The sequence below is a fragment of the Blautia acetica genome, from assembly GCF_038739805.1.
In the GTDB taxonomy this organism is placed as follows: Bacteria; Bacillota; Clostridia; order Lachnospirales; family Lachnospiraceae; genus Blautia.
In genome coordinates, this window is record NZ_JBBEWO010000001.1 from 193413 (window position 1) to 215009 (window position 21597).

Genomic DNA, 21597 nt, shown 5'->3' on the forward strand with positions numbered 1-21597 from the left:
AAGCAAAAAGCGGGAGATAAGGTGTCTTTTTCAGAGGCACCTTATTTTAAACTACAGCAGAAAAAGACAATACGGAGGAATATATGGGAAGACGAGAAATGCGGGAGCATATTTTTAAGCTGCTTTTTTTAAACGAATTTAACGGAACAGAGGAAATGCCGCAGCAGATACAGCTGTATTTTGACGGCTTAGAGGACTTAAATCCGGTAGAGCAGGCTTATATGGAAAATAAGTATGCCAAAATTACAGAGCGCCTGGAAGAACTGGACAGTATTCTCAATGAAAAGAGTGCAGGCTGGAAGACCAAACGAATGAGCAAGGTGGATTTGAATATTCTGCGTCTGGCAGTATATGAGATGAAATATGACGAGGATGTTCCTGTAAAGGTTGCGATTAATGAAGCAATAGAAATCAGCAAAAGCTTCGGCGGGGAGGATTCTGCTTCTTTTGTAAACGGAGTTTTAGGAAAAATTGCAAGGGAAAGTTTATGAACAGTATTTATTCCGTAGGACAGGTAAATAATTATATCAGAACCATGTTTGACCAGGATTTTATGCTGAATAAAATCTACATCAAAGGCGAGGTTTCCAACTGTAAGTACCATACCTCCGGACATATTTATTTTTCCCTGAAAGATGAAAGCGGCACAATTTCCTGCGTCATGTTTGCGGGCCAGCGGAAAGGTCTGGGCTTTGCCATGAAAAACGGGGATAAGGTGGTGGCCGGCGGCAGCGTCAGCGTTTACGAAAGAGACGGTAAGTACCAGCTCTATGCCAGAGAAATCACCCTGGAGGGCGCCGGACTTTTGTACGAGCGGTTTCTGGCAATGAAAAAGGAACTGGAAGAAATGGGAATGTTTGCGCCGGAATACAAACAGCCCATTCCTGTCTGGGCAAAAAAAGTAGGCATAGTGACTGCGCCCACAGGGGCGGCAGTGCAGGATATCCGCACCGTGGCAGGCAGGAGAAATCCCTATGTGCAGCTGATTCTCTACCCGGCTCTGGTGCAGGGCGAGGGCGCAAAGGAAAGCATTGTAAGAGGTATCGAAGTCCTGGATGATTACGGTGTAGACGTGATTATTGTGGGAAGAGGCGGCGGTTCTATTGAAGATTTGTGGGCTTTTAATGAGGAAGAAGTGGCAAGGGCCATTTTCAACTGCCGAACCCCTATTATCTCTGCGGTAGGACATGAAACGGATACCACCATTGCGGACTTCGCAGCAGATTTGCGGGCTCCTACGCCTTCCGCGGCGGCGGAGCTGGCTGTGGCAGATGTGCGCGTGCTTTTCAACCAGCTTTTAAGTGCAAAACAGAAACTGATGCAGACCATGGACAACCAGATGTTTTGGATGCGCCAGAGAGTGGAGAAGTACGGGACAAAGCTGGAATATTTAAGTCCGGCAAGACAGATACAGGAAAAACGCACCCGGCTTTTGCAGGCAGAAGACCGGATGTACAGCGCTATGGAAAATCAGATTTTCCGCGCCCGTCAGAATCTGGGAATTTATATTGAACGCATGAAGGGCTTATCGCCCCTGGATAAACTGAAGCAGGGATTTTCTTATGTGGAAAATGGAAAAGGTCATGCAGTTACCCACGTTTCACAGGTAACAGGAGGCGAAGTGCTGCAGATTCAGGTGACAGACGGAAGAATTCAGGCCAAAGTGCTTGGTACGAAACAGGAGGAGAGAGGAGTTTGAAATGGCAGAGACAGAGAACAGAAACCAGGAAATGACCATGGAAGAAGCTCTGAAGGAATTAGACGGGATTGTAGAACGTCTGGAGAGCAGAGAGATTTCCCTGGAGGACTCCTTTGCTTTATATCAGAAAGGGATGGAACTGCTGCGGCAGTGCGGCAGCAAAATTGACACTGTTGAGAAAAAAATGCTCAAACTGAATGAAGATGGTGAGTTAAGTGAATTTTAAAGAAGAACTGAAACAGAAAACAGCCCGGGCAGAACAGGTGATTGCTTCTTTTCTGCCAAAAGAAGAGGGCTTTGCAAAGCATATGGCAGAAGCAATGAACTACAGCATGCGGGCAGGCGGAAAGCGGCTGCGGCCTGTGTTTATGGCAGAAATGTATGAGCTTCTGGGGGGAACGGGAGAAGTTATCCGTCCCTTTATGGCGGCTATGGAGATGATTCACACCCATTCTCTGATTCATGATGACCTTCCGGCTCTTGACAATGATGAATACAGGAGAGGGAAGAAAACCACCCATGTGGTGTTCGGTGAGTCGGCGGCTATTCTGGCAGGAGACGCTCTTTTAAACTATGCTTATGAGACCGCTTTTCGCGCCTTTGACCTGGCAAAAGGAGAGAAGGAACTTCGCCGGACAGCCAGGGCTTTGGAGATTCTGGGAGAAAAAACGGGAATCAAGGGCATGTTGGGAGGACAGGGAGCAGACGTGGAAAATGACGGTAAGCCGCTCTCAAAGGATATGCTGGATTTTATTTATGAAAATAAGACTTCTGCGCTGATTGAGGCTTCGCTTATGATTGGAGCGGTGCTGGCCGGAACAGAGGATATGGTAAAAATAGAGAAAATCGGCAGCTGCATTGGTCTGGCTTTTCAGATTCAGGACGATATTCTGGATGTGACAAGCAGCCGGGAAGAACTGGGAAAACCAGTGGGCAGTGACGCCAAAAACAACAAGACCACATATGTGACCTTAGAAGGAATTGAAAAAGCGGGAGAGGAAGTAAAGCGTCGGACAGAAATGGCTATAGAGCTTCTCGATGACCTTCCGGGAGAAAAGGAATTTTTGAAGGAGCTGTTTCTTTCTCTTTGCACCCGCAGAAAATAGAGGTGCACGATACATGTTATTAGAAACCATAAAAAAGGCAAATGATATTAAGAAAATACCGCCGGATAAATTTCCGCAGTTAGCGGAGGAAATCCGGGCTTTTCTGTTGGATCATGTCAGCCGTACAGGGGGACATTTAGCTTCCAATCTGGGGGCTGTGGAGCTTACCATGGCGCTGCATTATGTGTTTTGTCTGCCGGCGGATAAGATTATATGGGATGTGGGACACCAGTCCTATACCCATAAAATTCTTACGGGCAGACAGGAAGGGTTTGACAGTCTTCGGACTTTGGGCGGTATGAGCGGCTTTCCAAAACGCAGCGAAAGCCCCTGTGATGCTTATGACACGGGGCATAGTTCCACGTCCATTTCTGCAGGCGTGGGATATGTCTGTGCCAGAGATTTAAAGGGAGAGGACTACCATGTGATTTCCGTCATCGGAGACGGCGCGCTCACGGGAGGTATGGCCTATGAAGCAATCAATAATGCTTCTGCGCTGAAGAAGAACTTCATTATTGTTTTAAATGACAACGAAATGTCTATTTCCGAAAATGTAGGGGGCATTTCCAGTTATTTGAGCAATATGAGAACCACAGAGGGATATTTTGAATTGAAAGCAGGCGTAAAGAACAGCCTGAATAAAATTCCGGGACTTGGCCCTGCGGCTATTAAACAGATTCATAAGACGAAGGACAGCCTTAAGAGGCTGATGATTCCGGGTATGTTTTTCGAAGACATGGGGCTGACCTATCTGGGTCCCATCAATGGTCATGACTGTAACCGGATGATTCAGGTGTTCCAGGAGGCAAAAAGAGTCTCCGGGCCGGTGCTGGTACATGTGAAAACAGAAAAAGGAAGAGGCTATGAGCCTGCTATGCGCCACCCTGCCAGATTCCACGGCACGGCGGCTTTTGACCTGGAGCATGGAATTCCCTTAAACAATAATGGAAAAGCCAATTATACAGATATTTTTTCCACGGTTATGCGGAAATTCGGCGACAGAGAAGAAAAGGTGGTGGCCGTAACGGCTGCCATGCCCGACGGAACAGGATTGAAACGGTTCCGTAATATGTTTCCGGATAGATTCTTTGACGTGGGAATTGCAGAGGAGCACGCCGTGACCTTTGCTGCCGGCCTGGCTCTTGGGGGAATGATTCCTGTGGTGGCGGTGTATTCTTCCTTTTTGCAGAGGGCGGTGGACCAGATTATTGAGGACGTATGCCTGCAGAATCTCCATGTGATTTTTGCAGTGGACCGGGCCGGACTTGTGGGCAGCGACGGGGAGACGCATCAGGGCTGTTTTGATTTAAGTTATCTGTCCATGATTCCCAATATGACAGTTATGGCACCGAAAAATAAATGGGAGCTTTCCGATATGATGAAATTTGCGGTAAGCTATGACGGCCCTATTGCCGTGCGCTATCCCAGAGGAGAGGCCTATGACGGGCTGGAGGAGTTTCGGGAACCCATTGTAAGAGGACGCAGTGAAATGATTTGCCGGGGAAAAGGGATTGCCCTGCTGGCAGTGGGCAGTATGGTAAAAACAGCGGAGGCGGTAAGGAAAAAGCTGTTAGAGGACGGAGAAAATCCCACCCTTGTCAACGCCAGATTTGTAAAACCGCTGGATAAAAAAATGCTGGACAGCCTGGCAAAAGACCATGAAGTTATCGTTACTATGGAAGAAAATGTAAAAAGCGGCGGCTTTGGAAGCGCAGTTGTGGAATATCTGCACACCGCGTACCCGGAAGTACAGGTGCTGTCTGCAGCACTTCCGGATGTTTTTATGGAGCATGGAAGTCCGGAAAAACTGAAGGAAAAAGCGGGAATCGATGCCGGTTCCATTTATAATCGGATAAAGGAGGCCAGATAGATGAAAGAGCGTCTGGATGTCCTGCTGGTGAAACGGGGACTGGCCGTTTCCCGTGAGAAAGCGAAAGCTGTCATTATGGCAGGAATTGTATATGTGGAAAATCAGAAAGAAGATAAAGCCGGAAGCATGTTTCCGGATACTGTAAAGATAGAAGTCCGGGGAAATACCTTAAAATACGTAAGCCGCGGCGGATTGAAACTGGAAAAAGCCATGACACATTTCGGTGTGACCCTGGATAAAAAGGTGTGCATGGATGTGGGTGCTTCCACGGGAGGATTTACAGACTGCATGCTGCAGAACGGAGCCGTGAAAGTCTATGCCATCGATGTAGGACATGGACAGCTGGACTGGAAACTGCGAAACGATGAGCGGGTGGTCTGCATGGAGAAAACCAACATCCGTTATGTGGTACCGGAGGATTTGCAGGAACCAGCAGATTTTTCTTCCATTGATGTGTCTTTTATTTCTCTTACCAAGGTACTGCTTCCTGTATATCATCTTTTGAAGGATAACGGAGAGGTTGTCTGCCTCATTAAGCCCCAGTTTGAGGCAGGAAGGGAAAAGGTAGGAAAAAAAGGAGTTGTCCGTGATCCGGCCGTGCACGAAGAAGTCATTGACAAAGTCATTGCCTATGCAAAGAGCATTGGATACGCAGTTCGTCATCTGGAGTTTTCTCCCATTAAAGGACCGGAGGGAAACATTGAATATCTGCTGCATATACAGAAACAGAAAGACGGATTACCGGAAAACCAAGAGGCAGATGTAAAGGGCGTTGTGGCAGCAGCCCATAAAGAGCTGGATAAATAAGTATGGATAAGTTTTATATTATTGCCAATAGTGAAAAAGACGAAGGATTAAAGGTGTCCAAAAGAGTGGCGGAATATCTGGAAAATAACGGAAAACACTGTGTGATTCAGCCTTCCAGCTTTTCTGTACGGGAGCCTTTTACCCATTATACGGATATCAGCACCATTCCCGAAGACGTGGAATGTGTCATTGTATTAGGAGGAGACGGAACCCTTCTCCAGGCGGCCAGAGACGTGGTCAGCCGCCAGATTCCCCTTTTGGGTGTGAATCTGGGAACCTTGGGATATCTGGCAGAGATTGACCGGGAATCCATAGAACCGGCTCTGAATCATCTCATGGCAGACGAATACACCATAGAACGACGCATGATGCTGTGGGGACAGGTATATCACCGGGGAAAGGCCGTGGCGGAAGATGTGGCGTTAAATGATATTGTGATTGGAAGAGAGGGACCCCTGCGGGTTATCCGCTTTAATAATTACGTCAACGGAGAATTTCTCAATTCCTACACGGCAGACGGAATTATTGTCTCCACAGCCACGGGTTCTACAGGGTATAGCTTGTCTGCGGGAGGGCCTATTGTTTCCCCGGAGACGAATATTATGATTATGACACCTGTGGCGCCCCATACCCTGAACACCCGAAGCATTATTTTTCCGGCAGAGGATGAAATTGCCGTGGAAATCACCCAGGGCGCCAAGGAGGGGCAGGGAAAGGCCGTGGCTTCTTTTGACGGAGATACCAACATTTCCATGACTACAGGAGACCGGATTGTGATTCGCCGCTCTGCCAGTGACACCAGAATTATAAAAATCAGCAACATCAGCTTTTTAGAGGTGCTGCGTACTAAAATGAGAAATTAGGAGGAAGGACATGAAGATTGCCAGACATTCAAAGATTCTGGAACTGATTAATCAGTACGATATAGAAACACAGGAAGAACTGGCTGCACGGCTGCAGGCTGCAGGCTTTCGTGTGACGCAGGCCACAGTTTCCAGAGACATTCGGGAACTGAAGTTGATGAAAATTGCAAAGCCGGGCGGCGGCTCCAGATATAAGGTAATGACCTCCAAGGAAAACTCAGACAGCGAAAAATACATAAGGGTCTTAAGAGACGCCTTTTTGTCCATGGACATTGCCCAGAATATTCTGGTGATTAAGACTACCTCCGGTATGGCCAATGCCGCTGCGGCTGCTCTGGACCATATGGAATTTCAGGAAATTGTGGGGAGTCTGGCAGGAGACGATACCATTGCCTGCTTCTGCAAAAGCGCAGAAGAAACCATGGCACTTATGAGCAAAATCAGAAAGCTGATTCATGTGTACGAATAAGAAAACGGAGTAGGAAAAGATGTTAGTGCATTTACATGTTAAAAACCTGGCTTTAATTGAAGAGGCAGAGGTGGATTTTGAGGAAGGGCTGAACATTCTCACCGGAGAGACAGGCGCCGGAAAATCCATTCTCATGGGAGCGGTCAATCTGGCTCTGGGACAGAAAATGTCCAGAGAAATCATAAGAGAAGGCGCTTCTTACGCCCTGGTAGAGCTGGTATTTCAGGTGAGCCCTGACACAGAAGAGAAACTGCGGGAACTGGAGGTGTTCCCGGAAGACGGACAGGTCATTATAACCAGAAGAATTACAGAGAGCAGAAGCATGATTAAGGTCAACGGGGAAACCTGTACGGCTGCAGCCATAAAAAAGGCGGCATCTCTGCTTTTGGATGTTCACGGACAGCATGAACACCAGTCCCTTTTATACCCGGATAAACAGATGGAGATTCTGGATGAATATTCAGAGGCAGAGTCCGGGGAGAAAAAAGAGGCAGTGAAAATGCTTTACGGTGCCTACCGTCAGATCCGAAAAGAACTAGAGGGTTATCAGTTAGATGAAGAGCAGAGACGCAGAGAAATCAGCTTTCTGGAGTATGAAATTCAGGAAATCCAGAATGCGGAATTGAAAGACGGAGAAGACGAGGAACTGGAACATCTCTATCGGAAACTGGTAAACAGCAGGAAAATTACGGAAAATCTGGGAGGCGTATATCAGCTCACCGGATATGAGGAGGAGGGCAGCGGCACCCAGACCGGGCGGGCTCTTCAAAAACTGTCACAGATTTCGGATTTTGATGAAAGTCTGGAAAACTTATACCGCTCTTTGGAAGATATTGACAGCCTGCTCAATGACTTTAACCGGGAAGTGTCTGCCTATCTTTCGGAATTCCGGTTTTCTGAGGAAGAATTCCAGGAAACGGAAAACCGTCTGGATGGTATCAATCATTTAAAGGCGAAATATGGCCATACCATTCCCGAAATCCGTGCTTATCAGGAAGAAAAGGAAAGGGAACTGGAACGTCTCAGAAACTTTGAGGAAAGAAAAGGGCAGTTGGAAGGCGAACTGGAGCAAAAGAGGGAAGAACTGGAAAAAGCCAGCCGGGAACTGACCCAGGTGCGGAAAAGCTGGGCGAAAAAGCTGGAAAATCAGATTACAAAGGGACTGGAGGATTTGAATTTCCTGAATGTGGAGTTTGAAATCCGCTTTTCTCAAAAAGAGAAGTTTTCTCCTCAGGGAAAAGACAGCATTTGCTTTATGATTTCCACAAATCCGGGAGAACCTGTGCGGGAACTTTCCAAAGTGGTATCCGGCGGTGAGCTTTCCAGAATTATGCTGGCCATTAAGACGCTGCTGGCGGATAAAGATGACACGGAAACCTTGATTTTCGATGAAATAGATACCGGAATCAGCGGCAGGACAGCCCAGAAAGTGGCGGAAAAGATGGCGGTTATCAGCAGAAACCATCAGATTATCTGTATTACCCATCTGCCGCAGATTGCGTCCCAGGCCAATGCCCATTATCTCATTGAAAAAAATGTGGAAGAAAAGGGAACTACTACCAGAATCCGCGGCCTTTCTTATGAAGAGTCCGTGGAAGAACTGGCGCGTATGCTGGGCGGAGCAAAAATCACAGAGGCGGTTTTGCAAAATGCAGCAGAGATGAAAGATTTGGCACAGCAACAAAAAAATACAAGATTGAAATAGACGAAAGGTCACATACTAAAAAGGTACACTGCGGTGTATCTTTTTTTGTTTCTATACAGAAAGGTTGTGATTTTTTGTCAAAGAAACGTAATTATCGCCGGTTTCTTATCGTATTATTAGTAGCGGATATTTTCGCCGCAGGTGTGCTGGGATTTCGCCATCTGCAAAACAGTATTCCGAATACCGTGTATATTCATGCGGGACAGGAGGAAGAACTTTCCCGTGCGCTGGATTCTCCTTTGCTTACTTATCCGGATACGATTGACGTATCGGACCGGGGAAGCTACCGGATTTCCTGTTCCCTTTTTGGAATCCTTCCAATCAAAGAGGTTCAGGTGCAGACCATGGAAGAAAAAAGCGTTGCCGTGTGCGGTGTACCTGTGGGGCTTTACATGGAGACAGAGGGCGTTCTGGTGGTAGACACCGGGGAAATTCTGCAAAAAGACGGTATTTCCTGCAGACCTGCCGCAAATATTGCCAAAGCAGGGGATTATATTCTGGAGGTCAACGGCACGCCTATATCCGGAAAAAAAGAACTGATTCAGCAGATTCATGACAGTAAAGGAGAAGCCATGGAGCTGCTGGTAAACAGGGGAGGAGAAAAAATCCCCTTATCGCTGACGCCTGTACTGGCAGAGGATGACAGTTATAAGCTGGGTATCTGGGTGCGGGATAATACACAGGGAATCGGAACCATGACGTATGTAGACACAGAAGGAAAATTCGGCGCCCTGGGGCATGGTATCAGTGATACGGACACAGGAGAACTTCTGGACATAGAAGACGGAGAACTCTACCAGGCACAGATTATGTCGATTGTCAAAGGTGTAAAAGGCACACCGGGGGAACTCTCCGGCTACATTGAATACCAGAAGGACAGGAAAATCGGCACTATAGAAAAGAATACGGAAATCGGAATATTCGGCAGAGTGGAGCAGCCGGAAAAGTTGTGCTTAAAAGAGACGGAAATCGGCTATAAACAGGAAGTACAGGAGGGACGTGCAGAGCTTCTTACCTGTGTGGAAGGAGAGGTGAAATCTTATGAAATCCAGATAACCGACATTTACAGAGAGCGGGCAGATACCAACAAGGCTTTTGTTCTGCGCGTCACAGACCCGGAGCTTTTAGCTGCAACCGGCGGAATTGTTCAGGGAATGAGCGGCAGCCCCATTCTGCAGAACGGAAAACTGGTAGGCGCAGTAACCCATGTTTTTGTACAGGATTCTACCAAAGGATACGGAATTTTTATCGAGAATATGCTGTGGTAAGCTGGCGAAAGTAATGGAAAAAAACGAAAAAATGTCGAATAAATAGGAAAACTATCAGAATACAACATAAGTTGTAAGATGATTTAGCTTGATTCTGAAAAGAAGTGATAATATAATACTAATAGTCTTCAGATATGGCGATTCAAAAGGGCGCCCGTCATATGCTGGAGAATAGAGTTGTAACAAAACAGATGGAGGATGAGTAATGGAGAAGTTAAATGTCGCTATAGCAGATGACAATGAAAAAATGTTGGACTTATTGGGGAATCTTATTAACGAAGACAAAGAGCTGGAATTAGTAGGGCATGCTAATAACGGCGCCGAAATTTACGATATTATCAAAGAAAAAGAACCGGATGTTGTACTTTTAGATATTATCATGCCGAAAGTAGACGGGCTGACCGTTATGGAAAAAGTCAGCAAAGATACCAATTTGAAAAAACACCCGGCTTTTATTATTGTATCTGCTGTAGGACAAGAACAGATTACGGAGGACGCGTTTCAGCTGGGAGCAAATTACTATATTCTGAAGCCTTTTGATAATGACATGCTTTTATCCAGAATTAAGCATGTAAGACAGGCCAGGGACAACAGAAGACGGGATTTAAGAAAAGTGAATGCATATGAGAGTGACAGCAGTTATTATGAGAGAAACCTGGAGGCGGACGTTACCAATATTATTCATGAAATTGGTGTACCGGCCCATATTAAAGGTTACCAGTATTTGAGAGATGCCATTATTCTGTCTGTAAACGATATGGAAATGCTGAATTCAATTACGAAAATTCTCTATCCTACCATTGCAAAAAAACACCAGACCACACCCAGCAGAGTGGAGAGAGCCATACGCCATGCCATTGAGGTGGCCTGGAGCAGAGGGAAGATGGATACTATCGATGAACTGTTCGGTTATACTGTAAGTACGGGAAAAGGCAAGCCCACAAACTCCGAATTTATCGCCCTGATTGCCGACAAAATACGTCTGGAATACAGGAAATAAGTTGAAACAGAGGGGAAAAATAACTTTTCTTTGCATAAAAAATGGGGTATAATATGAATAAAGCTTTGATTTGCAAGGAGGGTGTTTCAGTGAAAAAAATATTATTTGTGGCATCAGAGGCAGTTCCGTTTATAAAAACAGGGGGATTAGCGGACGTAGTGGGAGCTTTGCCGAAATGCTTTGATAAAAATGAGTATGATGTGCGTGTGATTATTCCCAAATATTTATGCATGAAAGAAGAATACAAAAACCAGTTGCAGTATGTGACCCATTTTTACATGGATATTGGCTACAGACGGGAATATGTAGGGATTATGCAGCTGGTTCACGAAGGTATCCAGTATTATTTTATTGACAATGAATATTATTTCTCAGGCTATCAGCCATACGGAGACATTCGTTTTGATATTGAAAAATTTGCCTTTTTCTCAAAGGCAGCCCTGTCTATACTTCCGGTCATTGATTTCCGTCCGGACCTTATTCACTGCCACGACTGGCAGACAGGCCTCATTCCGGTATATTTAAAAGACAGTTTCCAGGGCGGTTCTTTCTATCAGGGCATTAAGACTGTTATGACCATACATAACCTGAAATTCCAGGGAACCTGGGATATTAAGACCATTCGGGAACTGACCGGTCTGCCGGCTTACTACTTTACACCGGATAAACTGGAAGCTTATAAAGACGCTAATTTGTTAAAAGGCGGACTGGTTTATGCCGATGCCATTACCACCGTCAGCAATACTTATGCAGAAGAGATTAAGACGGAGTTTTACGGAGAACATCTGGACGGCCTTTTAAGAGCCCGCGCCCATGATTTGCGGGGAATTGTAAACGGTATTGATTATGAAGAATACAATCCGGAAACAGATACATTTCTGGCGAAAAATTACAATGCCAAGAATTTCCGGAAAGAAAAAGTGAAAAATAAACTGGCCCTGCAAAAAGAACTGGGACTGCAGGAAGACCCCAAGGTAATGATGATTGGTGTGGTTTCCCGTCTCACAGACCAGAAGGGCTTTGATTTGGTAAATTATGTAATGGACGAGTTGTGCCAGGACAGTATCCAGCTGGTGGTTCTGGGAACCGGTGAAGAACGGTATGAAAACATGTTCCGTCATTTTGCATGGAAATATCAGGGAAAAGTATCTGCCAATATTTTCTATGACAACGGACTGTCACACAGAATTTATGCGTCCTGTGATGCGTTTTTGATGCCGTCCTTATTTGAACCCTGCGGCTTGAGCCAGCTTATGAGCCTTCGTTACGGTACGCTTCCCATTGTAAGAGAAACAGGAGGCTTAAAAGACACAGTGCAGCCGTACAATGAGTACGAAAGTACAGGTACAGGCTTCAGCTTTACAAATTACAATGCCCATGAAATGCTGGGCACGATTCGTTATGCGGAATCTGTTTACTATGATAAGAAGAGAGAATGGAACAAACTGGTAGACAGAGCCATGGCCAAGGATTTCTCCTGGGCAAGTTCTGCAAAACAATATGAAGAAATGTACAGCTGGTTAATCGGCGGCTGAGAATAGCAAAAGAATCCTGTTATAGAAAATGAGAATTCTGCCATACTAAGAATGTGAACAAAAAACATTCAGGAGGAAAATGCTATGACAGAAATCTCGGTACTTGATTTACAGAATCTGCGTCATTTAATCGGCGGCTTTGAAACTACCCACTGCAAAATGCAGGACTATGCCCATGAGGCACAGGATCCGCAGGTAAAACAGTTTTTCCAGAAATCCGCACAGTGTGCAATGGAAAGCAAGCAGCAGTTAATGCAGTTTTTACAGTAGCAGGAGGGAAAGAAAATGACAGATAAGACAATGGTAGCAGATACCCTGGCAGGAATTAACGGAGAATTGGTGCGCTATGGAGAAATGATTAGCCAGACAGAGAACCAGCAGTTGAAACAGGCGTTAAAACAAATGCGGAATCAGTGTGAAATGTCTCAGGAGGAAATCTATCAGATTGCCAGAGCCAAAAGTTATTACGTTCCGGCTGCGTGTGCAAAGCCGGAGGAAGTAGCCCATGTGCGTTCCGTACTGAGTCAGCCGGGAATGTAAAAGAGAAGAAAAACAAATTCGGGAAATAGACCGAAAAGGGAAAAGAGTCTGCTGCAGGACAGAGAAAAAGAGATGCTCTGTTTGCAGGGACTCTTTTTCTATTGTCATGAGAAATGGGGAGAAAGAATGTACAATGGAGAAAAAAGCAGAAAGTTGTGTTTGCGGCAGAGAAGACAAATTCTATTATGGATTGATTTCCTCTTGACAGAACTTCTAAATGGGTTCATACTAAAAACACCTTTAAAACATTTTCTGAGTCTGTCACATTTAGCCCATATCGAGAATATGGCTTCCTGTGACAGCTCCAACCTTTCAGTTTCAGACGGCATTCGCCGCAAAATCCACCTTATAAAAATAAAAGACAGGCAGGTGATTTCTGTGAAAAACAGTTGACAAGCAGGGAAAAGTGTACTATCATGAAATATATAAACGAACATAAGTTCGTGGTTTGAGAGCAGCAGGAAAAGGAGATTAAATATGGCACAGATGGTCAAAGAAGATAAATTAAAGGCTCTGGATGGAGCACTGGCACAGATTGAAAAGCAGTTTGGAAAAGGTTCTGTGATGAAACTGGGAGATTCCACAGCCAATATGAATGTGGAAACCGTTCCTACAGGTGCGCTGAGTCTGGATATTGCCCTTGGTCTGGGCGGGATTCCAAAGGGAAGAATTGTAGAGGTTTACGGACCGGAGTCCAGTGGTAAGACAACCGTAGCTCTTCATATGGTAGCAGAGGTACAGAAAAGAGGAGGAATTGCAGGATTTATTGATGCGGAGCATGCTCTGGATCCTGCTTATGCAAAAAATATCGGAGTAGATATCGACAATTTATACATTTCCCAGCCGGACAATGGCGAGCAGGCTCTGGAAATTACAGAAACCATGGTGCGTTCCGGCGCTGTGGACATTATCATTGTGGACTCTGTAGCCGCACTTGTGCCAAAGGCAGAGATTGAAGGCGATATGGGAGATTCCCATGTGGGGCTTCAGGCACGTCTTATGTCACAGGCTTTGAGAAAGCTGACAGCTCATATCAGCAAATCCAACTGTATTGTTATTTTCATTAACCAGCTTCGTGAAAAAGTGGGTGTTATGTTTGGAAATCCGGAAGTTACTACGGGTGGACGTGCACTGAAATTCTATTCTTCTATCCGTATGGATGTGCGCAGAATTGAGACACTGAAACAGGGCGGAGAAATGGTAGGAAACCGAACCAGAATCAAAGTCGTAAAAAACAAGATTGCGCCTCCGTTTAAGGAAGCCGAATTTGACATTATGTTTGGAGAAGGAATTTCCAGAGAAGGGGATATTTTGGATTTGGCGGCTAATATCGGCGTAGTGAATAAAAGTGGTGCATGGTATGCTTATAATGACGGAAAAATTGGACAGGGACGTGAAAATGCCAAGAAATATTTAAAAGAAAATCCGGAAGTTTCCGAAGAAATCGAAAAGAAAGTGAGAGAATTCTATAGTCTGATTCCGAAAGAAGAAGGCGCGGAGGCGCAGAATGCAGACAGTACAAATACGGAGAAATCCGTAGAGGGTCTTCAGCCTGCAGAGCGTAATAAAGAAGATTAAGGAGGGGAACTTCCATGACGGTTACAGAGATAAAAGCTGTAACAAAACAGAAGTTTCAGGTGGAACTTGACGGGCAGGAGACCTTTGTTTTATACAGGGGTGAGTTGTCCCGCTATGGAATCGAAGAGGAGCGGGAACTTTCTCCGGAAGTATACCGGGAATTGGTGGAGGAGGTGCTCACAAAGAGGGCAAAGCTTCGAGCCATGCACCTTCTTCAGAAAATGGACCGGACAAAAGCAGATTTAAGAAGAAAACTGGAGCAGAGCGGTTATCCCGTCCAAGCCGTGGAAGCGGCTCTGGATTATGTGGAATCCTTCCACTATATTGACGATGCCCGCTATGCAGCCATGTATATAGAAAATCAAAAGAGCCGAAAAGGTATGGCGAGAATCCGCATGGAACTTGTACAAAAAGGCGTATCCTCAGAAATTATACAGCAGGCCTTTGAAGAAGCAGAGGAAAAGACAGATTCCAGGAGTGTCATCCGGCAGATGCTGAAGAAAAAACGAAGAGGGGAAGGCCCTTTGGAGGAAAAAGAGAAGCAGCGGTTATATGGCTTTTTTATGCGGAAAGGTTTTTCTTCTTCTGATATTTTGGCAGTTTTTCGCGAATTGTGAAATTACACAGAAATACGGTTTTTACTTCATGGTTTTCTGTTGACTTTTTTCAAAATTCAGTATAAAATTATACTGTTGTATCCGTACAATGAAAACTAAATAAGGAGGTGCTCCTGTGATAAGCTATGTAATAATTGCAATTGTTGCTGTAGCTGTTTCACTGCTGATTTCCATTCCGGTGACTGCAAATATTTCAGTGAAGAAAAAAGCGGAAAAAGATGCGGAAACTATCGGTACAGCGGAAGTGAAAGCAAGAAGCATTATAGATGAAGCATTGAAGACTGCTGAAACAAAAAAACGTGAAGCTCTCTTAGAAGCAAAAGAAGAAAATCTCCGAACCAAGAACGAGTTGGAAAAAGAGACAAAAGAGAGAAGAAACGAACTTCAGAAGTACGAAAAACGTGTTTTGTCGAAAGAAGAGGCTCTTGATAAGAAAGCAGATGCTTTGGAGAGAAGAGAAGCCGAGTACACAGCAAAGGAAGCAGAATTAAAGAAAAAAGAAAAGAAAGTCGATGAATTACAAGGACAGAGAGTACAGGAACTGGAAAGAATTTCAGGTCTGACCTCCGAACAGGCAAAAGATTATCTGTTGAAAACTGTTGAAGACGAAGTAAAAATTGACACCGCCAAGCTTTACAAAGAATTGGAAAGCAAGGCAAAAGAAGAAGCCGATAAAAAGGCGAAAGAGTATGTAGTAACTGCGATTCAGAAATGTGCAGCAGACCATGTGGCAGAAGCGACAATTTCTGTTGTACAGCTTCCGAGTGATGAGATGAAAGGTCGTATCATCGGACGTGAAGGACGAAACATCCGAACACTGGAGACGCTGACAGGTGTGGATTTGATTATTGATGACACTCCTGAGGCTGTGGTGTTATCCGGATTTGACCCTATCCGAAGAGAAGTAGCCCGAATTGCTCTGGAAAAATTGATTGTAGACGGACGTATTCATCCGGCAAGAATTGAAGAAATGGTTGAAAAGGCTCAAAGAGAAGTTGAATCTATGATGAGAGAAGAAGGAGAAGCAGCGGCACTGGAAGTTGGTGTCCATGGTATTCATCCGGAACTCATTCGTCTTCTGGGCCGCATGAAGTTCCGCTCCAGCTACGGACAGAATGCATTGAAACATTCTATCGAAGTGGCACAGCTGGCAGGTTTGCTGGCAGGCGAAGTAGGAACAGATATACGAATGGCGAAAAGAGCAGGTCTGCTCCATGACATTGGTAAGTCTATCGACCATGAGGTAGAAGGCTCCCATATTCAGATTGGTGCTGACTTATGTAAAAAATATAAAGAATCACAGATTGTGATTAATGCTGTAGAGTCCCATCACGGCGATGTGGAACCTACATCCCTGGTTGCCTGTATTGTACAGGCTGCAGACGCAATTTCTGCGGCAAGACCAGGTGCGAGAAGAGAAACTTTAGAAACTTATACCAACAGATTAAAACAGTTAGAAGACATTACAAACTCCTTTAAGGGAGTAGATAAATCTTTTGCTATTCAGGCAGGAAGGGAAATTCGTGTTATGGTAGTACCGGAGCATGTTACAGATGCGGATATGGTACTTTTGGCCAGAGACATTTCCAAACAGATTGAAGCAGAACTGGAATATCCGGGACAGATTAAAGTAAACGTAATCCGCGAATCAAGAGTTGTAGATTATGCCAAGTAATAAAATCGACTGAAACGATGAAAAAGAAAAGACCCCAAGGGAGAGTAATCCGGGGTCTTTTTTCTTTTGGGAAAACATAGACTGTAATGGGTGAAGAGAATGAAAAAATATAGTAAAATGTTTTCCATATTATATATGGCAGGGTTTGCAGCGGGAATTGTGTGCACGAATCTGCTTTTTGAGAAGACGGGCTATCAGAGCAGTCTTTTGTCCATATATCTGGCGGATGCAGTGCAGAAGGAGACAGAAAAGGCAGGTCTTTTCGGAGAATTGCTGGTAAGAAGAGGAGTCTTTTTTGGATTTGGAACCATTTGTGGTCTGACTGCGGTGGGAGTTCCGCTGGTTGCCATGAGTCTTATCTGGTTTGGATTTCTGGCGGGAAGTCTTATGACAACATTTTTGCTGGATTACGGTATTCGGGGAATTTTCCTGGGAATTATATCCTTTGTGCCCCAGATGTTTTTTTATGTTCCGGGTTGGTTGATTTTTTTCTTTTCTGTAATACAGATGAGTCAGAAATTTTGGGGAAACCGGAAAAGAGAGTCGGCAGACTATCGGGCCTATTTCTTTTTTCTTTCCTTGGCAGCCGTGTGCCTGCTTTTGGGAATCTGGCAGGAAAGTTATGTTAATCAAAATCTTTTAAACTATATTTGGAAAAAATGGGTTTGAGTTCATAAAAAATTAATATTTAGCAACTTACCACATGTGGTATTTGAGTAAAAATAATCGTTCGATATGTTGTGTAAAAGGGGAAAACCTTTTAAAAACAGGGATTTTTGTTAAATTAAGGTTTGATTTTTGTGTGATATATGATATATAATCAAACTATGCCTACAGAAGGGGAATGAAATATGAAGTGCGAAATAGAAGAGTTTATTGGCTATTTACATAATACCAGAGGCACTTCCAAAAATACAGAAGTTTCATATGAACGTGATTTGAAAAAGCTGGAGCGTTTTTTGACAGAGGAGAAAATAGAGAGTGTAGAGCAAGTCAATGCCACACTTTTGAACTCTTATGTTATGTACATGGAGAGAAAGAATTTTGCAGCGTCATCTATTTCCAGAAGTATTGCTTCTATCAGAGCGTTTTTTCATTTTTTATGTCAGACAAGAAGCTGGAAAGAAAATCCGGCTGAGCATTTGAAAGCACCGAAGATAGAGAAAAAAATGCCTGGTATTCTCACGATAGATGAAGTGGATTTGCTTTTGAAGCAGCCGCGGGAAAACACGGCAAAGGGAATCCGGGACAGAGCTATGCTGGAACTTTTGTATGCCACTGGTATCAGAGTAAGTGAATTAATCAGCCTTACCTTAAAAGATATTAATTTGAAACTGGGATATATTACCTGCAGCAGCGGGGAGAAGGAGCGAGTGATTCCATTTGGAAGTGCTGCGAAAAGGTCTGTGGAACATTATATGGAAGGGGCCAGGGCAGAACTTTTAGGTTCTCAGGAAAGTGAAATGTTGTTTTTAAACTGTTCCGGGAAATCTATGAGCCGTCAGGGGTTCTGGAAGGTACTGAAAAGCTATGCGGAGGCAGCAGGTATTCAGCAGGACATTACACCTCATACCCTGCGCCATTCTTTTGCCGCCCATCTGGTACAGAATGGTGCGGATTTAAAAAGTGTTCAGGAAATGATGGGACATTCAGACATTTCCACCACCCAGATTTACATGAATATGAACATGAATAAGATTCGGGATGTGTATATGAAAGCGCACCCCAGAAGATAAAAAGCAAGAAAAAGCCCTTTGGGGTATGCCAAGAGAAAGGTATACGCTCAAAGGGTTTTGTTTTGTACGGATATCAGCAGAGTTCTGCAATGGTATAGATGAGTTTTTCGGTATCTTCCCAGCCAAGGCAGGGGTCTGTGATAGATTTGCCGTAAACGTGGTCAGGACCGATTTTCTGGCTTCCTTCTACCAGGTAACTTTCAATCATAACGCCTTTTACCAGATTACGGATATCCGGGGAGACCAGACGACTGTGGAGTACTTCTTTTACAATGCGAATCTGCTCCTTGAATTTTTTGCCGGAGTTGGAGTGGTTGGCATCAATGATGGCAGCAGGATTTGCCAAGTCTTTTTCCCGGTACATATCCAGAAGACGCTGCAAATCTTCGTAATGATAGTTGGGAATCGTATTGCCATGTTTGCTGACGGCGCCTCTTAAAATGGTGTGGGTCAGAGGATTTCCCTCAGTAGCCACTTCCCAGCCTCTGGAGATAAAATCGTGTCCGGCTTGTGCTGCAATCACAGAATTTATCATAACGGAGAAATCACCGCTGGTAGGGTTTTTCATACCTGCCGGAATGTCCAGGCCGCTGACCATAAGGCGGTGCTCCTGATTTTCTACAGAACGGGCGCCGATGGCAACGTAGGAAAGTAGGTCAGAAAGATAATGCCAGTTATCGGGATAAAGCATTTCGTCAGCGGAAGTCAGACCTGTTTCGGCAAGAGAACGCAGGTGCATTCTGCGAATAGCCAGAATACCGGCCAGAACGTCAGGCTTAGCTTCTGGGTCAGGCTGATGCAGCATGCCTTTATAGCCCTCGCCTGTGGTGCGCGGTTTGTTGGTATAAATACGGGGTACCAGTACCACACGTTCTTTTACTTTTTCCTGCAGACGGGCCAGGCGGTTGGTGTATTCGCAGACAGATTCCTCGTTGTCTGCAGAGCAGGGACCTACAATGACAAGAAATTTGTCTGATTTTCCGGTGAAAATATCCTGAATCATGGTATCACGGATGGCTTTCGCTTTTTTTAATTTTTCGGGTACCGGAATTTGTTCTTTGACTTCATCCGGGGTGGGGAGTTGTTTGACGAATGAAAAACTCATGGCAGTCTCCTTTGTATTTCGTAATCAATATTCTTCAAAACCAAATTATAATACAAGAAAACAGTATTGTCGATAGTTTTGTACAAAATACTTCAAAACTTTAAAGCGATTATGTATGAAAATAATCGCGAAGAAAATAAACAGACAAAAGTGTGGACAAAAGTTCGCTGACAATCAGTCCCCAAAGGTATCCGATAATGCCGTATTTTGGAATGACCAGGCAGACAAATGCCAGACGGACTCCAAGCCCCAGGGTATTCAGCAGGAAACTCTGGTTTACCAGCCCCAGACCATTTAAAATGCCGCCCAGGGTACCGGAGAGGTACAGGCAGGGACAGATAAAGGACAGGATTTTGATAAAGGTTCCGGCAAACTCGCTTTTGAAAAGAAGCAGCCCCAGGAAATTGCCTGCAAAATAGAAAAAGGCAGTAGACGCTGCCCCTAAAAGCAGACAGTATTTCATAGAAAGAAAGATACTGCGCCGGATGTGGTTGCGGTTGCCAACAGCCTGCTGCTCGGCTACAGAGGGAAGCAAAACCGTAGAAACGGCGTTGGTAATAGCAGAGGGAAAGAGTATCAGCGGCAGAGCCATTCCGGTGAGAGTCCCATAGACAGAAAGGGCAGAGGCATTGTCCAGTCCATACAGCCTAAGATGTCCGGGGATGAGCACAGACTCGATACTGTGCAGCAGATTGACTAAAAGCCGGTTGCAGGTCAGAGGAAAGGAGAGACAGACAATGGCTTTTATATCTGCAAAAGGCGATTTCATAAAGCGCAAAGAATATTGCTGTTTCTTATAATCCAAAAGAATAAAAAATCCGGAGAACACCATGGAGGCCAGTTCTCCGCCCAGAAGTCCGCTGACAGCCAGGGCGGGTGTAGGGGAAATTCCTTGTTCTGTCTGAATAAGAAAAAGAAGATAGGAAGTGCCAATACGAGCGCACTGTTCCAGAAGCTGCGCAGCAGCCGGAACGGCCAGTTTTTTCCGGGCAAAGCAGTAGCCGTTGACACAGGCATGAAAAGTTCCCATGGGAATGGAAAGAGCCATGATTTTTAAAAGGGGAGTACAGCTTTCTTCCAAGAGAATGTGCACTGCAAACCAGGAGGCATGACGGTACAGGAAAAAAGAGGACAGCAATGCAATCAAAACGGACAGGAAGGTGGAAAGGAGAAAAATATCTCTGGCTCCCTGCTCGTCTTTTAAGGCAGCTCTTGCGGCTGTAAATCTGGAGATTGCGGTCTGAATCCCTCCTACAGAGAGGGCAAAACACAGGGTATGGATGGGGAAAATAAGCTGGTAGATTCCCATGCCCTGCGCACCAATCACCTGGGAGAGGAATATTCTATAAATAAATCCCAGAATTTTTGTCAGGAATCCGGAGAGGGTTAAGAGCAGGGTTCCTTTTAAAAGCAGATGCCTGTCGTTCATAGTTTCACCGATTTTTCCTTTTTCCTAAATATATTCCCAAAAGGTGCTTGACAGAACAGAGGAAAGGTGATATTCTACTTCCAGATTAGAAATCCGACTAAAATAGTAGGAATTGAAAAGAGGCGATAAATTGAAACTTTCCACAAAGGGCAGGTATGGTCTGCGGGCGATGATTGACCTGGCGCTGTATAGTGATGAAGAGGCAGTGTCCATACAAAGTATTTCTGTCAGACAGAACATTTCCGACAATTATCTGGAACAGCTTGTGCGCAAGCTGAAGAAAGAGGGACTGGTGGTCAGCGTCCGGGGAGCCCAGGGTGGTTACAGACTGGCAAAGCCGGCAGATGAAATTTCGGTAGGAGATGTGCTAAGAGCTTTGGAGGGCAGCCTGGAGGCAGTTTCCTGCGGCGAGGGAAATAACCTTCACTGTCAGGGAGAAGACTTATGCGTGACCCGGTATGTCTGGCAGAGAATTAATCGAAGTATTCAGGAAACAGTGGATTCCATTATGATAAGCCAACTGGTAGAAGAAAGCCGCAAGGTGCGGGAAAAAGGACAAATTAAAGTGCAAAAATGTGATTAATAGGAGATGAAG

22 protein-coding genes are annotated in these 21597 nt (G+C 44.9%); 20 read left to right on the plus strand and 2 right to left on the minus strand.

Annotated features, from left to right (window positions below):
- The first annotated feature begins 83 nt into the window (after nucleotides 1–83).
- The 19 genes from nusB to xerD all read left to right on the plus strand — a co-directional run bounded on the left by nusB (nucleotide 84) and on the right by xerD (nucleotide 18468).
- The gene (gene nusB, locus WBS51_RS00940; RefSeq protein WP_173747376.1) at nucleotides 84–491 is read left to right on the plus strand and encodes a transcription antitermination factor NusB; all 408 of its coding nucleotides are present in this window, start codon (nucleotides 84–86) and stop codon (nucleotides 489–491) included.
- Nucleotides 488–1699, plus strand: coding sequence for an exodeoxyribonuclease VII large subunit (gene xseA, locus WBS51_RS00945; protein ID WP_291681999.1), 1212 nt, complete (start codon nucleotides 488–490; stop codon nucleotides 1697–1699). Before nusB ends, xseA begins: the two co-directional genes overlap by 4 nt.
- Nucleotide 1700: 1 nt before the next feature.
- Nucleotides 1701–1925, plus strand: a complete 225-nt coding sequence (gene xseB, locus WBS51_RS00950; protein ID WP_173747378.1) for an exodeoxyribonuclease VII small subunit — start codon at nucleotides 1701–1703, stop codon at nucleotides 1923–1925.
- Nucleotides 1915–2805 (plus strand): polyprenyl synthetase family protein, encoded by an 891-nt coding sequence (locus WBS51_RS00955; protein WP_173747379.1) that lies wholly within the window; start codon nucleotides 1915–1917, stop codon nucleotides 2803–2805. Before xseB ends, WBS51_RS00955 begins: the two co-directional genes overlap by 11 nt.
- A 13-nt stretch (nucleotides 2806–2818) precedes the next feature.
- Nucleotides 2819–4675 (plus strand): 1-deoxy-D-xylulose-5-phosphate synthase, encoded by a 1857-nt coding sequence (gene dxs, locus WBS51_RS00960; RefSeq protein ID WP_294459529.1) that lies wholly within the window; start codon nucleotides 2819–2821, stop codon nucleotides 4673–4675.
- Nucleotides 4676–5482: a TlyA family RNA methyltransferase gene (locus WBS51_RS00965; protein ID WP_294459530.1), complete on the plus strand. Its 807-nt coding sequence runs from the start codon at nucleotides 4676–4678 to the stop codon at nucleotides 5480–5482.
- 2 nt (nucleotides 5483–5484) lie between these two features.
- Complete coding sequence (locus tag WBS51_RS00970) at nucleotides 5485–6345, plus strand: NAD(+)/NADH kinase (protein WP_173747382.1); 861 nt, start codon at nucleotides 5485–5487, stop codon at nucleotides 6343–6345.
- Nucleotides 6346–6355: 10 nt separating this feature from the next.
- Nucleotides 6356–6814, plus strand: coding sequence for an arginine repressor (gene argR, locus WBS51_RS00975; protein ID WP_173747383.1), 459 nt, complete (start codon nucleotides 6356–6358; stop codon nucleotides 6812–6814).
- A gap of 19 nt (nucleotides 6815–6833) precedes the next feature.
- Entirely contained in the window at nucleotides 6834–8519 is a 1686-nt protein-coding gene (recN, locus tag WBS51_RS00980) for a DNA repair protein RecN (protein WP_294459532.1), read from the plus strand.
- 74 nt (nucleotides 8520–8593) lie between these two features.
- Nucleotides 8594–9787, plus strand: a complete 1194-nt coding sequence (spoIVB, locus tag WBS51_RS00985; protein ID WP_294459533.1) for a SpoIVB peptidase — start codon at nucleotides 8594–8596, stop codon at nucleotides 9785–9787.
- Nucleotides 9788–9992: 205 nt separating this feature from the next.
- Nucleotides 9993–10787 carry a sporulation transcription factor Spo0A gene (gene spo0A / locus WBS51_RS00990; RefSeq protein ID WP_173747386.1) on the plus strand — a complete coding sequence of 265 codons (795 nt, stop codon included), beginning with the start codon at nucleotides 9993–9995 and terminating at the stop codon, nucleotides 10785–10787.
- Between the two features lie 89 nt (nucleotides 10788–10876).
- On the plus strand, nucleotides 10877–12322 hold the full coding sequence (gene glgA, locus WBS51_RS00995) for a glycogen synthase GlgA (protein WP_294459535.1): 1446 nt from the start codon (nucleotides 10877–10879) through the stop codon (nucleotides 12320–12322).
- Nucleotides 12323–12406: 84 nt separating this feature from the next.
- Complete coding sequence (locus tag WBS51_RS01000; protein ID WP_173747388.1) at nucleotides 12407–12592, plus strand: hypothetical protein; 186 nt, start codon at nucleotides 12407–12409, stop codon at nucleotides 12590–12592.
- A gap of 15 nt (nucleotides 12593–12607) precedes the next feature.
- Entirely contained in the window at nucleotides 12608–12862 is a 255-nt protein-coding gene (locus WBS51_RS01005) for a spore coat protein (RefSeq protein WP_173747389.1), read from the plus strand.
- Nucleotides 12863–13348: 486 nt separating this feature from the next.
- Nucleotides 13349–14440 carry a recombinase RecA gene (gene recA / locus WBS51_RS01010; RefSeq protein ID WP_291682009.1) on the plus strand — a complete coding sequence of 364 codons (1092 nt, stop codon included), beginning with the start codon at nucleotides 13349–13351 and terminating at the stop codon, nucleotides 14438–14440.
- 14 nt (nucleotides 14441–14454) lie between these two features.
- Complete coding sequence (locus tag WBS51_RS01015; RefSeq protein ID WP_294459537.1) at nucleotides 14455–15057, plus strand: regulatory protein RecX; 603 nt, start codon at nucleotides 14455–14457, stop codon at nucleotides 15055–15057.
- Between the two features lie 115 nt (nucleotides 15058–15172).
- Entirely contained in the window at nucleotides 15173–16732 is a 1560-nt protein-coding gene (gene rny / locus WBS51_RS01020; RefSeq protein WP_291681988.1) for a ribonuclease Y, read from the plus strand.
- A gap of 117 nt (nucleotides 16733–16849) precedes the next feature.
- Nucleotides 16850–17401, plus strand: a complete 552-nt coding sequence (locus WBS51_RS01025; protein WP_342694032.1) for a stage II sporulation protein M — start codon at nucleotides 16850–16852, stop codon at nucleotides 17399–17401.
- 182 nt (nucleotides 17402–17583) lie between these two features.
- Nucleotides 17584–18468 (plus strand): site-specific tyrosine recombinase XerD, encoded by an 885-nt coding sequence (gene xerD / locus WBS51_RS01030; RefSeq protein ID WP_173747396.1) that lies wholly within the window; start codon nucleotides 17584–17586, stop codon nucleotides 18466–18468.
- A gap of 73 nt (nucleotides 18469–18541) precedes the next feature.
- Here xerD and WBS51_RS01035 read toward each other — a convergent pair whose 3' ends face one another.
- Nucleotides 18542–19573 (minus strand): 3-deoxy-7-phosphoheptulonate synthase, encoded by a 1032-nt coding sequence (locus tag WBS51_RS01035; protein WP_294459539.1) that lies wholly within the window; start codon nucleotides 19571–19573, stop codon nucleotides 18542–18544.
- 109 nt (nucleotides 19574–19682) lie between these two features.
- Nucleotides 19683–21002 carry a polysaccharide biosynthesis protein gene (locus WBS51_RS01040; protein WP_173747398.1) on the minus strand — a complete coding sequence of 440 codons (1320 nt, stop codon included), beginning with the start codon at nucleotides 21000–21002 and terminating at the stop codon, nucleotides 19683–19685.
- Nucleotides 21003–21132: 130 nt separating this feature from the next.
- Between WBS51_RS01040 and WBS51_RS01045 the strand changes: the two genes are divergently transcribed.
- Nucleotides 21133–21585 carry an RrF2 family transcriptional regulator gene (locus WBS51_RS01045; protein WP_294459542.1) on the plus strand — a complete coding sequence of 151 codons (453 nt, stop codon included), beginning with the start codon at nucleotides 21133–21135 and terminating at the stop codon, nucleotides 21583–21585.
- The last annotated feature ends 12 nt before the right edge of the window (nucleotides 21586–21597 follow it).

What these genes read in the sequence shown, in the direction of transcription:
- nusB (WP_173747376.1), top strand. Translation starts at nt 84, where the DNA reads ATGGGAAGACGAGAAATGCGGGAGCATATTTTTAAGCTGCTTTTTTTA.
- xseA (WP_291681999.1), top strand. Translation starts at nt 488, where the DNA reads ATGAACAGTATTTATTCCGTAGGACAGGTAAATAATTATATCAGAACC.
- xseB (WP_173747378.1), top strand. Translation starts at nt 1,701, where the DNA reads ATGGCAGAGACAGAGAACAGAAACCAGGAAATGACCATGGAAGAAGCT.
- dxs (WP_294459529.1), top strand. Translation starts at nt 2,819, where the DNA reads ATGTTATTAGAAACCATAAAAAAGGCAAATGATATTAAGAAAATACCG.
- WBS51_RS00965 (WP_294459530.1), top strand. Translation starts at nt 4,676, where the DNA reads ATGAAAGAGCGTCTGGATGTCCTGCTGGTGAAACGGGGACTGGCCGTT.
- WBS51_RS00970 (WP_173747382.1), top strand. Translation starts at nt 5,485, where the DNA reads ATGGATAAGTTTTATATTATTGCCAATAGTGAAAAAGACGAAGGATTA.
- argR (WP_173747383.1), top strand. Translation starts at nt 6,356, where the DNA reads ATGAAGATTGCCAGACATTCAAAGATTCTGGAACTGATTAATCAGTAC.
- recN (WP_294459532.1), top strand. Translation starts at nt 6,834, where the DNA reads ATGTTAGTGCATTTACATGTTAAAAACCTGGCTTTAATTGAAGAGGCA.
- spo0A (WP_173747386.1), top strand. Translation starts at nt 9,993, where the DNA reads ATGGAGAAGTTAAATGTCGCTATAGCAGATGACAATGAAAAAATGTTG.
- WBS51_RS01000 (WP_173747388.1), top strand. Translation starts at nt 12,407, where the DNA reads ATGACAGAAATCTCGGTACTTGATTTACAGAATCTGCGTCATTTAATC.
- WBS51_RS01005 (WP_173747389.1), top strand. Translation starts at nt 12,608, where the DNA reads ATGACAGATAAGACAATGGTAGCAGATACCCTGGCAGGAATTAACGGA.
- recA (WP_291682009.1), top strand. Translation starts at nt 13,349, where the DNA reads ATGGTCAAAGAAGATAAATTAAAGGCTCTGGATGGAGCACTGGCACAG.
- WBS51_RS01015 (WP_294459537.1), top strand. Translation starts at nt 14,455, where the DNA reads ATGACGGTTACAGAGATAAAAGCTGTAACAAAACAGAAGTTTCAGGTG.
- WBS51_RS01025 (WP_342694032.1), top strand. Translation starts at nt 16,850, where the DNA reads ATGTTTTCCATATTATATATGGCAGGGTTTGCAGCGGGAATTGTGTGC.
- xerD (WP_173747396.1), top strand. Translation starts at nt 17,584, where the DNA reads ATGAAGTGCGAAATAGAAGAGTTTATTGGCTATTTACATAATACCAGA.
- WBS51_RS01035 (WP_294459539.1), bottom strand. Translation starts at nt 19,573, where the DNA reads ATGAGTTTTTCATTCGTCAAACAACTCCCCACCCCGGATGAAGTCAAA.
- WBS51_RS01040 (WP_173747398.1), bottom strand. Translation starts at nt 21,002, where the DNA reads ATGAACGACAGGCATCTGCTTTTAAAAGGAACCCTGCTCTTAACCCTC.